Consider the following 11816-nt stretch of genomic DNA (forward strand, 5'->3'; position numbering starts at 1 on the left):
GCATGCTGATCGGGATCATCGTCTGGGGACATGCGATCGCGGCGCTGCTGTTCGGCGCGCTCGCGTTCTGGACGGTCCGGCGCGGTGCGGTCGATACGGCGCTGCCGGGCGGCTGGCTGGCGCTGGCGCTGGGACTGACCGCGCTGTGGACCTTGTCGGTGGCGGGGATCGGCGATGCGCAGGCGGTATCGCATCTGTTCGCCGGTGCCCGCACGCTCGGCTGGCTGGTGCTGCTGATGGTCGTCCAGCGTCGCGCCGGCCAAGACGATGCGGGGCTGGGCCGCATTCTCGCCTATGCCGCCGTCGCCGCCGTCGATATCGCGCAGCTCGTGCTCGACCTGGCCGGCGCGACCATGCCGGGGTCGCAGGCGGCGGCGATGATCGGCGCGGTATCGACGGTGCTCGGCGCACTGGCGGCCCTCGGCGCGCTGCTGCTGCTCCATGATCTCTTCCCGATGGCGGCATCGGCGGCGACGCGGATGGTGCTGGTCGCGGCCGGCGCATTCTGGCTGATCGACGTCAATCTGTGCATCGCCGCCTATCTGGTCGGGCAGGCCCCGGCCGAACTGATCGCGGCGCGCGGCGTCGCCCTGGCGGCGATGGCGCTGCTGGTCGCACTGGCGCTGTCGCGGCCGGGGAGTGGCGGGGTGCAACTGTCGCGCGTCGCGACCTTCCACACCCTGTCGGTGCTGGGGCTGATGGCGTATTTCGCGGTGACGATCATGGCGATCAGCCTGATCGCGGCGCTGGGTGGCGACCATGTCCGGATCGGCCAGACCGCATTCGTGTTCGGATCGACCGTCGCGGTGCTGACCGCCGCCTCGTCGGGTTGGCTGCGGGCATGGATCAAGGTCAAGCTGGTCAAGCACCTGTTTACTCACCGCTACGACTATCGTTCCGAATGGACCCGCTTCACCGAAACGCTGGGCGAGCCCAAGGGTGGCGCGCCGCTCGACGAACGGCTGGTGAAGGCGGTGGCCGACCTGACCGACTCGCCCGCCGGCCTGCTGCTGGTCGCGGAAGGCGACGGGCTGGCGGTCGGCGCATCGTGGCGTTGGGAGGGTGACGCGCTGGGCACCGCCACCGACGGCATGGCGCTTGCCGGGCATCTGCGCGCGACCGGCCGCATCCTCGAACTCGATCCGCTGCGCGACCAGCCCGATTGCGCGGACGGGGCGGCCGTGCCCGGGGCAATGCTGGTGCATGGCGACGCGTGGGTGGTCGTTCCCCTGCCGCATCTCGGCCGGCTGACCGGCGCGATCCTGCTCGCGCGGCCGCTGCTTGCCCGCGCGCTCGATTGGGAGGATTTCGACCTGCTGCGCATCGCCGGGCGACAGGTGGCAAGCTATCTGGCCGAGGAGCGCGCCCAGTCGGCACTGGCCGAAGCGCGCCGGTTCGAGGAGTTCAACCGCCGCTTCGCCTTCATCCTGCACGACGTGAAGAACATCGTCAGCCAGCTGAGCCTCGTCGCGCGCAACGCCGTCCGTCATGCCGACAATCCCGATTTCCGAGCCGACATGGTCGCGACGCTGAACGAATCCGCCACGCGGATGAACGACCTGCTCGCCCGCCTGTCCGAACGCGAACCCGCGCGTGGCGAGGCGCTGCGCCCGGTCGCGCTGGCCAGCATCGCGGCGGGATCGGCCGCGCGCTTCCGTGCGCGCGGGGCAGTCGCGGTCGAGGGGCCGGCGACGCTGTGCGCCTCGGCCGATCCGGCACGGTTGCAGCAGGTGATCGACCATCTGGTCCACAATGCCCTCGACGCAGGCGGCAGCGATCCGGTCCGCATCGTGCTGGGCGATGCGGGCGACCGGGTGTGGGTCGACGTGATCGACACCGGCATCGGCATGACCCGGCAGTTCATTCGCGACGAACTCTTCCGTCCGTTCGTCTCGTCGAAGCCGTCGGGCTTCGGCATCGGTGCGTTCGAGGCGCGCCAACTCGCGGTCGCGATGGGCGGCCATATCGCTGTCGACAGCCAGCCGGGACGGGGATCGCGCTTTCGCGTCACCCTGGCGGCGGCGCATCCGATGCTGGAGCAAGCGGCATGACAAGCCGGAAATGCCTGTTGATCGTGGAGGACGATGCCGGGCTGCAACGCCAGTTGCGCTGGGCCTATGAAGGCTATGACATCGTCGTCGCCGGAGACCGTGACGCGGCGATCGCGGCGGTGCGTGCCGAGGAACCGCAGGTCGTGACGCTCGACCTCGGCCTGCCGCCCGATCCCGATGGCGTGACCGAAGGCTTTGCGACGATGGAGGCCATCCTCGCCATCAAGCCCGATACCAAGATCGTCGTCGCCAGCGGCCATGGCTACCGGGCGAGCGCATTGCGCGCCATCGATCTGGGCGCATGGGATTTCTATGCGAAGCCGATCGACATCGACGCACTGGGCCTGATCGTCGCGCGCGCCTTCCACGTCCATGCGCTGGAGGCGGAGAACCGTCGTCTCGCCGACCGGATCGAGGGGCAGGCGGTGCTGGGCGGCATGATTACCGCCGCGCCCGAAATGCTGAAGGTGACGCGCACGATCGAGCGCGTCGCGCCGGCCGATGTGTCGGTGATGCTGCTCGGCGCGTCGGGCACCGGCAAGGAATTGCTGGCGCGTGGTGTGCACGACGCATCGCGGCGCAAACGCGGCAATTTCATCGCCATCAACTGCGCCGCCATCCCCGAAACGCTGCTCGAAAGCGAGCTGTTCGGGCATGAGAAGGGCGCGTTCACCGGCGCGGTGAAGACGACCGAGGGCAAGATCGAACAGGCGGCGGGCGGCACGCTGTTCCTCGACGAGATCGGCGATGTGCCGCTTGCCCTGCAGGTCAAGCTGCTGCGCTTCCTGCAGGAACGGGTGATCGAACGGATCGGCGGGCGGAAAGCGATTCCGGTCGACACGCGGATTGTGTGCGCGACGCATCAGGATATCGATGCGATGGTCGCCGATGGCCGGTTCCGCGAGGACCTGTATTACCGGCTGGCCGAGATCGTGGTGCGCATCCCGTCGCTGTCGCAGCGGCCGGGCGATCCGGCGCTGCTCGCACGCCATTTCCTCGACCGCCATGCCGCGCAGATGGGGCTGGGGGTGAAGCGTTTCGCCCCCGACGCGCTGGCGGCGATCGAGGCATGGGGCTGGCCGGGCAATGTCCGCGAGCTGGAAAACCGGGTGAAGCGCGCCGCGATCATGGCCGATGGCAAGGCGGTGACCGCCGTCGATCTCGACCTCGGCACCGCGCAGGCGCTGTCGGGACCGATCAATCTGAAGGCGGTACGCGAGGCGGCGGACCGATCGGCGATCCGGTCGGCGCTGGCACAGGCGCAGGGCAATATCTCGGGCACGGCGCGGCTTCTGGGGATCAGTCGCCCGACGCTCTACGATCTGATGAAAAGCTATGACCTGCAACCCTGATCGATCGATCCGCGCGCTGCTCGGCATGGGCGGGCTGGCAATCGTGGCGGGGATGCTCGCCACGATCGGCGGGGCGCTGCCCGCCCGCGCCGATGCCGCCGATGCCCGGACCCGACTGGCGCAGGCGCTGACGCACTATGAAGCCGGGCACTGGACGCAGGCGCGTGAAGCGGCACAGGCGGCGACGGCCGCCGACCCGAAATGGGGACTGGCGCAGGCGGTGCTGGCGCGCACCCATCTGGTGCTGGGCGAGGGCGTCGCGGCACAGGGTGCGATCGACCGGGCGGTGGCCGACGGCTTCGATCCCCAGCGCATCCATCAGCTGCGCGCCCATGCCCGGCTGCTACAGGGCGATGCGGCCGGCGCGGTGACCGAGGCGGACAAGACTCCGGCGCGCTATCGCCCCTATGCCGACCGCATCCGTGCACAGGCGGTCGCGGCGGGCGGGAACGTCGCCGCCGGGCTGAACGCGCTGGAGGCGATCGTCGCGCGCGCGCCGCAGGACGCGGCTGCATGGGTCGCGCTCGGACAGATACGGATGAGCGCGGGCGACATGGTCGGCGCGGTCAACGCCGCTGCGGCGGCAGTTCGCGCCGAACCCTCGTCGCCCGACGCGCTGCGCTTGCGCGCCGAAACGGTGCGCGTCCAATATGGACTGGTCGCGGCACTGCCCTGGTTCGAAGCGGCGCTGAAGCGCGATCCCTATGGTTATGACACGCTGATCGAATATGCCGCGACGCTCGGCGATGCCGGCCGCGCGAGCGCGATGCTGGACGCGGTGCGGCGGGCGATGGCGGTCCGGCCGGGCAGCGCACAGGGCTATTATCTGCAGGCGGTGCTGGCGGCGCGGGCAGGCGATTACGACACCGCGCGCAGCATCCTCGACAAGACCGGGCGCGGTGTCGCCGGCGTGCCCGGCGCATTGCTGCTGAGCGGCTCGATCGATCTGGCGCAGGGCAATGAGGGGCAGGCGGCGGTCGCGCTGCGCGAACTGGTCGCGCGGCAGCCGACCAACGTCACCGCGCGCAAGCTGCTGGCGCTGGCACTGCTCAAGAGCAATGCCGCACAGGACGCGCTCGACTATATCCGACCGGCAGCGGTGCGGGGCGATGCCGACAGCTATACGCTGACGCTGGCGGTGCGGGCGATGGAGCGGCTGGGCGACCGCGCCGGGGCGGCGGCGATGCTCGATCGCGCCGCGTCGCCGGGACGCGGCCGCTCGACCGCCTTCGTCCCCGACGAGGATCTGGCGATGCTGGCGGAGGATGCGCGGCTGACGCCCGGCGATCCGGCGGCGGCGGTCCCCTATATCCGGGCGCTGGCGGCGGCCGGCAGGAACGTTGAAGCGGTCGCGTCGGCGCAGCGGGTGGCGGTGGCCAATCCCGGCGCGCCCGCCGCGCAACTGGTGCTGGGCGATACGCTGTCCGCCGCCGGGCGGATGGGCGAGGCGGCCGATGCCTATGCGCGCGCCGCCGCGACCCGGTTCGACGAAGCGACGATGCTGCGGCTGGTCGATGCCCGCGACCGCGCCGGACAGCGCCCGCAGGCCAGCGCCACACTGTCGCTCTATCTGGCGCAGAACCCCGCAAGCGTCGCCGCACTCCGGCTGGCGGGGCAGTGGCAGGCGGCCGCCGGGGACGACGACGCGGCGATCGAAACGCTCGAACGGTTGCGCGCGCTGGTCGGTGACGGTGATGCGGCGGTGCTGGCGGAACTGGCTAATGCCTATGCCGGTGCCGGGCAGGCGGGGATCGCGCAGGACTATGCCGCCGCCGCCTATCGCATCGCGCCGGCCAATCCGCTGGTGGCGGATGCACTCGGCTGGGCATTGTTCGCGAACGACAATATCGGTGCGGCGATCCCGGTAATGGCAAAGGCGGTGCGGATCGCACCGGCCCATGCCGGCATCCGGTGGCACATGGCACAGATCGCCGCCGCCGCCGGGGATCGCGCCGTCGCAGCCGCCAATGCGCGCGCGGCGCTGGCGGACAGGGGCTTTGCCGATCGTGCGGCGGCACAGGCGTTGATCGCGCCCTAGTCGCTGGCTAGGGCGGCGACATGACCGATCCGCTCCTTCGCATCGCCGCCGCGCTCGAACGCCTGTCGCCACCGCCGCCGCCCGCCGCCGATCCGCTGGCGCATCCGGCCTATGGCTGGGACGGCGCGGTGCTGTCGGCGGCGCGAGGGTTCCGCCCCTTGCCGATCGAGCGGCTGGTCGGGATCGAGGCGCAACGCGACGCGCTGACCGCCAATCTCGACCGACTGGCGAGGAGGGCGGCGGCGCATGACGTGCTGCTATGGGGTGCGCGCGGCACCGGCAAGTCGGCGCTGGTCAAGGCGGCGGTCGGGCAGGTGCAGGCGGCCGGTGGTCGGCTGGCGCTGGTCGAGGCACCGGCGACCGCGCTTGCCAAACTGCCCGCGCTGTTCGCGCTGTTGGCATCGGTCGAGCGCGCGTTCGTGGTGTTCGTCGATGATCTCGGCTTCGACACGCCTGCCGATGGCCGTGCGCTGCGATCGTTACTGGAGGGTGGCGCGGAAGGGCGGCCGTCCAATGTCCGGCTGATCGTCACCGCCAACCGCCGTCATTTGGTGCCCCGCGATTTGAAGGAGCAGGATAGCGCGATCAACCCGCGCGATGGCATCGACGATGCGCTGGCGCTGGCCGACCGGTTCGGCCTGTCGCTCGGCTTCCATGTCGTCGATCAGGACCATTATGTCGCGATCGTCGAGCGGTACTGCGCGGCGTACGACCTGCCGTTCGACGGGCAGGAAGCGATCAACTGGGCGACGAAGCGCGGGAGCCGGTCGGGGAGGGTCGCATGGCAATATGTGACGGAGCTGGCCGGGCGGCACGGGAAGGCCGTCTAGATCCTCCCCGTGCCGAGGAGGAGTTAAGCCTCCGCCATTTCCGCCAGCGCCAGCCAACGCTCCTCCGCCGCATCCTTTTCCGCCCGCGCCTTGTCGATCTGCGCGTTCAGCGCCGCGAACCGCTTCGGGTCCTTGGTGTACAGCGCCGGATCAGCCAGCAGCGCTTCGTCGCGTTCGATCGCCGCTTCCAGTTCCTCGATCCGCTTGGGCAGGATGTCGAGGTCGCGCTGGTCCTTGTAGCTCATCTTGGACGATTTCGGCTTGGCCGGCGCGGCCTCGACCGGCTTCGCCTTGGCCTTCGCCGCGCTCCGTTCGCGGCGCTTGGCGACCCAGTCGGCATAGCCGCCCGGCACGACATCGACATGCCCGCTGCCGTCCATGCCCAGCGTCACCGTCACCGTCCGGTCGAGAAAGTCGCGGTCGTGGCTGACGATCAGCACGGTCCCGGCATAGTCGCCGATCACCTCCTGCAACAGATCGAGCGTTTCGAGGTCGAGATCGTTGGTCGGTTCGTCGAGCACCAGCAGGTTCGACGGCCGCGCGAATTCGCGCGCCAGCAGCAGCCGCGACCGCTCGCCACCCGACAGCGTGCCGATCCGCGCCTCGGCAATCGACGGATCGAACAGGAATTCTTTCAGATAGCCATGGACGTGCTTCTTGGACCCATTGACCTCGATCCAGTCGCCACCATCGGCCAGCACGTCGCGGACACGTTTTTCCGGAGCCATGAGCTTGCGCTGCTGATCGATCACGATCCCCTCCAGCGTCTGTGCCCGCATGATCTTGCCCGAATCGGGGTCGAGGTCGCCGGTCAACAGCCGCAGCAACGTGGTCTTGCCCGCACCGTTGCCGCCGACGATGCCGATCCGGTCGCCGCGCCGGACGCGGAGCGAAAAGTCCTTCAGCACCGTGCGGTCGCCGAACGCCTTGGTCACATGCTCGGCGTCGATCACCACCTTGGTCTTGGTATCGTCAGCCTCGACCTGCAGCTTGGCGGTGCCCTGCGGCCCCTGCATCGCCGCGCGCTGCGCCCGCAATTCATGCAGCTTTTCGAGGCGACCCATGTTGCGCTTGCGCCGCGCGGTGACGCCGCGGTGGAGCCAATGCTCCTCGATCTTCAGCTTGGCGTCGAGCCGCTGCGCCGCGCGTTCCTCTTCGGCGGCGGCCTGTTCCATCCACGCTTCGAACCCGCCGAACCCGATCTCCGCCCGGCGGATGCCGCCGCGATCGAGCCACAGCGTCGACTTGGTCAGCCGCGTCAGGAAGGTCCGGTCGTGGCTGATCACGATGAACGCGCCGTTGAAACGGTTCAGCCATTCCTCCAGCCATTCGATCGCCGACAGGTCGAGATGGTTGGTCGGTTCGTCGAGCAGCAGCACATCCGGGTTCTCGGCCAGCGCGCGCGCGATCGCCGCCCGCCGCCGCTCGCCGCCCGATGCGGTCGCCGCCTCGCGGTTCAGGTCGATACCGAGCTGGTCGGCGATCGCGTCGACCTCATGCTCGGCCGGCGCACGCGGTCCGCGCAGCGCGAAATCGCGCAGCGTCGCATAGCCGTCGACCTGCGGGTCCTGTTCCAGCAGCACGACATGCGTACCCGGCACGATCGTCCGCCGGCCCTCATCGGCATCGACCGCACCGGCGATCAGCTTCAGCAGCGTCGTCTTGCCGGCCCCGTTGCGCCCGATTAGCGCCAGCCGGTCCCGGGTGCCGACATGGATGTCGAGGCCGCGAAACAGCCAGCCATTGCCCTGGATCAATCCAAGGCCCTCATAGGACAATATCGGTGCAGCCATGTGTGGCAGGTAAGCCGCAGTTGCGAACGAAGCAAGTTACGCCAGCCTGTCTGCCCTATTCACGGGCTGTTCAAGGCGTTGCCCCTATGCCACGCCCCATGGTGATGGTCGTTCGGTTCCTTGCCCTGGGATTGCTGGCGGTGTCGGGTGTCGCGCAGGCGACGGCCGACCAGCGGCTGCGCGATCACCGCGCGGCGCAGGCTGCCCGCGAAGAGGGGCGCATCCTGCCGATGCGCGAGATCGAACGCCGGGTCGTGCCGCAGATGCGCGGCGCGCAATATCTCGGTTTCGACTATGATCCGGCGACCGGCATTTACACGCTCAAATTCCTGCGCGATGGCGCGGTGATCTGGGTCGATGTCGATGCCCGTACCGGTCAGATCACCGGCCGTAGTCGTTAAATCAAAAAAGGGGAGAGAAGCCGATGCGCGTCCTGATCGTCGAGGACGAACCCAATCTCGGCCGCCAGCTGCGTAGCACGCTGGAGGGTGCGGGCTATGCCGTCGACCTCGCCACCGATGGCGAGGAGGGACATTTCCTCGGGTCGACCGAGACATATGACGCGATCATCCTCGACCTTGGCCTGCCCGAGATCGACGGGCTGACCGTGCTCGATCGCTGGCGCAAGGAAGGCCGCAGCGCGCCGGTGCTGGTGCTGACCGCGCGCGACAGCTGGTCGGACAAGGTCGCCGGGCTGGACGCGGGGGCCGACGATTATGTCGCCAAGCCGTTCCAGACCGAGGAACTGATCGCCCGGCTGCGCGCGCTGATCCGGCGCGCGTCGGGCAATGCATCGGCCGAACTGACCGCGGGCGACATCCGTCTCGACACCCGGTCGGGCAAGGTCACGCGCGCCGGCGAACCGGTGAAGCTGACCGCGCAGGAATACAAGCTGCTCAGCTACCTGCTCCATCACAAGGGCAAGGTGGTCAGCCGCACCGAATTGATCGAGCATATCTACGATCAGGATTTCGATCGCGATTCGAACACGATCGAAGTGTTCGTGACGCGTATTCGAAAGAAGCTGGGGGCCGACGTCATCACGACGATCCGCGGGCTCGGCTACAGCCTCGACGAACCGGGCGCGCCGAAGCCGGCGGGCGCGGAGGACTAAAGGCACACGCGATGGCGACCGGTGCCGACCCTGCCCCCCGCGCGCCGGCACCGCGTCCCTATGTCCGGGTGACGGGGTCGCTGTCGCGGCGGATGATCGTCGTCGCGGCGCTGTGGATCATGCTGCTGCTCGCCGGCGGCGGCTTCGCGCTCGACCGGGTGCTGGTATCGGCGGTGACCAGCAACACCGACGATGGTCTGGAATATCTGCTCAATTCGCTGATCGTGTCGGCGGAGATCGACACCAGCGGAGAGGTGACGTTCAACCGGCAATTGTCCGATCAGCGTTTCCTCGAACCCTATTCTGGGCTGTATTGGCAGGTGAGCGGACCGGGGCACGAGACGTGGCCGTCGCGCTCGCTATGGGATCGCAAGCTGCCGGTCGACCGCAGCCACCGCTATACCGATATCCGGGTGTACGACGCCAAACCGTTCCCGGAACAGGAACTGCGGATCGTCGAGCGTGACCTGACGCTACCCGGATCGCCGACCGTCTGGCGGTTTCAGGTCGCCGAGTCGCGCGACGTGCTGAACGACCTGATCGCCGCGCTGCGCAAGACGCTGGTGCGGTCGTTCGCGTTGCTGGGGCTGGGGCTGATCGTCATGGCGGCGCTCCAGACCTGGTATGGTCTGCTCCCCCTGCGATCGGTGCGCGACGCGATCGCGCGGCTGCGTGCGGGACAATCAGCACGGGTCGAGGGTTCGATGCCCGCCGAGGTCGCGCCGCTGGTCGAGGAACTGAACGCGCTGGTCGAACATAACGACCGGCAGGCGGAGGAAGCGCGGCGACACGCCGGCAACCTCGCCCATGCGCTGAAAACGCCGCTGACCGTCATCATGAACGCTGCGGCCGCCGGGCAGGACGATCTGGCCGACACCGTCATCCGCGAGGCGCGGACGATGCGGCGACAGGTCGATCATCACCTCGCCCGTGCCCGCGCGGTCGGGCGGCGCGGATCGGCGCATAGCCGCGCGGAAGTATGGACGTCGGTCGAGGCGGTCGAGCGTGCCGTCGCCCGGCTCTATCCCAATGTCCGCATCGATATCGACGGGCAGAAGGATCTGGTCGCGCGGATCGAGCGGCAGGATCTCGACGAGATCCTCGGCAATCTGGTCGAGAACGCCGCCAAATATGGCGGGGGCAGCGTGTTCATGACGGTGCGCGCCGATGCCGGCTTCGTCGAGCTTCTGGTCGAGGACGACGGGCGCGGCATCCCGGAAGCGGACCGGCTGCGCATCTTCGATCGCGGCGTCCGGCTTGATTCGGGCAAACCGGGCACCGGCCTCGGCCTCGCCATCGTCCGCGACGTGGCCGAGATCTACGAGGGCACCGCTTCCCTCGAAGAGAGCGAGGATCTGGGCGGGCTGCTGGTCAGGTTGCGGCTGCCCGCGGCCTGAAGGGCGCGCATCGCTTCTGCCGCGATCGTCACGCTGCGCCTGCGCGCCGCCGGTTCGAACATCGCGCCGGTGATGACGACCTCATCGACCTGCGTCCGATCGAGGAACCTGGCCAGCCCGGCACGCACCGTTTCCGGCCCACCGATCGCCGAGCATTCGAGCACATGGTCGAGGATCGCATTGCCCTGCGCGCCGATCCGCTCGCGATAGCCGGCGACGGGCGGCGGCAGTTCGATCGGCTGGCCGGTACGGATCGCCACGAACATCTGTTCGGTCGAACTGGCGAGCAACCGCGCCTCGTCGTCAGTATCGGCCGCCAGCACGTTAAACGCCGCCGCGGCATAGGGCTTGTCGAGCACTGCCGACGGCCGGAAGTTGCGGCGATAGGCGTCGAGTGCCTGATCGAGTGCGGCCGGTGCGAAGTGCGAGGCAAAGGCATAGGGCAGGCCGAGCATCGCCGCGAGTTGTGCCCCGAACAGCGACGAGCCCAGTATCCAAAGGTAGACCTTCGCCCCGGCACCCGGCACCGCGCGGATACCGCCCCGGGCGTCATCGGCGAAATAGCGCTGCAACTCGACCACGTCCTGCGGAAAGGCGTTGGGATCGCTGTCGAGCGTCCGGCGCAGCGCCCGTGCGACGATCTGGTCCGATCCCGGTGCGCGGCCGAGGCCAAGGTCAATCCGCCCCGGATGGAGCGCATCCAGCGTGCCGAACTGCTCGGCGATGGTCAGCGGCGCGTGATTGGGCAGCATGATCCCGCCCGCACCGACGCGGATCGCCTTCGTCGCGGCGGCGATATGGCCGATCACCACCGCCGTCGCCGCGCTGGCAATGCCGGGCATGCCGTGATGTTCGGCCACCCAATAGCGGTGATAGCCTTCCGCCTCGGCATGGGCGGCAAGGGCGGCGGCAGCGGCCAGCGCTTCGCCGGGGGTGCCGCCCTGACGGACGGGGACAAGGTCGAGCATCGAATAGCGGGTCATGGGAGATAAATGGGCACTCGGTTGCGGATTGCTACCGAAGCGTTGCTTGGGGCGTGCGGGGAAGAAATTGGTTCGCGCGAAGGCGCGAAGGACGCCGAGGAGTTACGCTCTGGTTCGGCCAATCGCGATTGCGAGACTTTTCGTCTTAAGCATCCATGGAATGAGGCCGCTGGAGCGGGAATGATCGCGCTGCGCGCAACCCCTTTGCGCCCTTAGCGCCCTTTGCGCCTTTGCGCGCATAACCCCTTCTCTTCGTAC

At 68.8% G+C, this 11816-nt stretch carries 9 protein-coding genes; 7 read left to right on the forward strand and 2 right to left on the reverse strand.

What is annotated here, in order from left to right; translation table 11 throughout:
- Positions 1-2 precede the first annotated feature (2 nt).
- Genes prsK through ASE70_RS08265 form a run of 4 tightly spaced genes read left to right on the forward strand, consistent with a single transcriptional unit; the run spans position 3 to position 6271 of the window.
- On the forward strand, positions 3-2051 hold the full coding sequence (gene prsK / locus ASE70_RS08250; protein WP_056402464.1) for an XrtA/PEP-CTERM system histidine kinase PrsK: 2049 nt from the start codon (positions 3-5) through the stop codon (positions 2049-2051).
- Entirely contained in the window at positions 2048-3403 is a 1356-nt protein-coding gene (gene prsR / locus ASE70_RS08255; protein WP_056503279.1) for a PEP-CTERM-box response regulator transcription factor, read from the forward strand. Before prsK ends, prsR begins: the two co-directional genes overlap by 4 nt.
- On the forward strand, positions 3387-5441 hold the full coding sequence (locus ASE70_RS08260) for a tetratricopeptide repeat protein (RefSeq protein WP_056503284.1): 2055 nt from the start codon (positions 3387-3389) through the stop codon (positions 5439-5441). The genes prsR and ASE70_RS08260 overlap by 17 nt, the downstream gene beginning before the upstream one ends.
- A 20-nt stretch (positions 5442-5461) precedes the next feature.
- Positions 5462-6271, forward strand: a complete 810-nt coding sequence (locus ASE70_RS08265; protein WP_056503286.1) for a DUF815 domain-containing protein — start codon at positions 5462-5464, stop codon at positions 6269-6271.
- Between the two features lie 23 nt (positions 6272-6294).
- Here the strand turns inward: ASE70_RS08265 and ASE70_RS08270 are convergent, their stop codons facing one another.
- Positions 6295-8064 (reverse strand): ATP-binding cassette domain-containing protein, encoded by a 1770-nt coding sequence (locus ASE70_RS08270; RefSeq protein ID WP_056503289.1) that lies wholly within the window; start codon positions 8062-8064, stop codon positions 6295-6297.
- 98 nt (positions 8065-8162) lie between these two features.
- Here ASE70_RS08270 and ASE70_RS08275 point away from each other — a divergent pair, with 98 nt between their 5' ends.
- From ASE70_RS08275 to ASE70_RS08285, 3 genes are read left to right on the forward strand one after another with little or no spacing between them, the layout of a single operon-like run.
- Complete coding sequence (locus ASE70_RS08275; protein ID WP_156347495.1) at positions 8163-8465, forward strand: hypothetical protein; 303 nt, start codon at positions 8163-8165, stop codon at positions 8463-8465.
- 23 nt (positions 8466-8488) lie between these two features.
- Entirely contained in the window at positions 8489-9178 is a 690-nt protein-coding gene (locus tag ASE70_RS08280; protein WP_056402447.1) for a response regulator transcription factor, read from the forward strand.
- Between the two features lie 11 nt (positions 9179-9189).
- Entirely contained in the window at positions 9190-10575 is a 1386-nt protein-coding gene (locus ASE70_RS08285) for a sensor histidine kinase (RefSeq protein WP_056503293.1), read from the forward strand.
- On the opposite strand, the gene ASE70_RS08290 is transcribed toward ASE70_RS08285, so the two are convergent.
- The gene (locus ASE70_RS08290; RefSeq protein ID WP_082450864.1) at positions 10497-11558 is read right to left on the reverse strand and encodes an LLM class flavin-dependent oxidoreductase; all 1062 of its coding nucleotides are present in this window, start codon (positions 11556-11558) and stop codon (positions 10497-10499) included. The two genes, ASE70_RS08285 and ASE70_RS08290, sit on opposite strands and share 79 nt — an antisense overlap.
- Positions 11559-11816 lie beyond the last annotated feature (258 nt).

The sequence above is a fragment of the Sphingomonas sp. Leaf22 genome (genome assembly GCF_001421715.1).
Classification (GTDB): domain Bacteria; phylum Pseudomonadota; class Alphaproteobacteria; order Sphingomonadales; family Sphingomonadaceae; genus Sphingomonas.

Coding starts and splice junctions, on each gene's coding strand:
- prsK (WP_056402464.1), top strand. CDS start 3: ATGCTGATCGGGATCATCGTCTGGGGACATGCGATCGCGGCGCTGCTG.
- prsR (WP_056503279.1), top strand. CDS start 2,048: ATGACAAGCCGGAAATGCCTGTTGATCGTGGAGGACGATGCCGGGCTG.
- ASE70_RS08260 (WP_056503284.1), top strand. CDS start 3,387: ATGACCTGCAACCCTGATCGATCGATCCGCGCGCTGCTCGGCATGGGC.
- ASE70_RS08265 (WP_056503286.1), top strand. CDS start 5,462: ATGACCGATCCGCTCCTTCGCATCGCCGCCGCGCTCGAACGCCTGTCG.
- ASE70_RS08270 (WP_056503289.1), bottom strand. CDS start 8,064: ATGGCTGCACCGATATTGTCCTATGAGGGCCTTGGATTGATCCAGGGC.
- ASE70_RS08275 (WP_156347495.1), top strand. CDS start 8,163: ATGGTGATGGTCGTTCGGTTCCTTGCCCTGGGATTGCTGGCGGTGTCG.
- ASE70_RS08280 (WP_056402447.1), top strand. CDS start 8,489: ATGCGCGTCCTGATCGTCGAGGACGAACCCAATCTCGGCCGCCAGCTG.
- ASE70_RS08285 (WP_056503293.1), top strand. CDS start 9,190: ATGGCGACCGGTGCCGACCCTGCCCCCCGCGCGCCGGCACCGCGTCCC.
- ASE70_RS08290 (WP_082450864.1), bottom strand. CDS start 11,558: ATGACCCGCTATTCGATGCTCGACCTTGTCCCCGTCCGTCAGGGCGGC.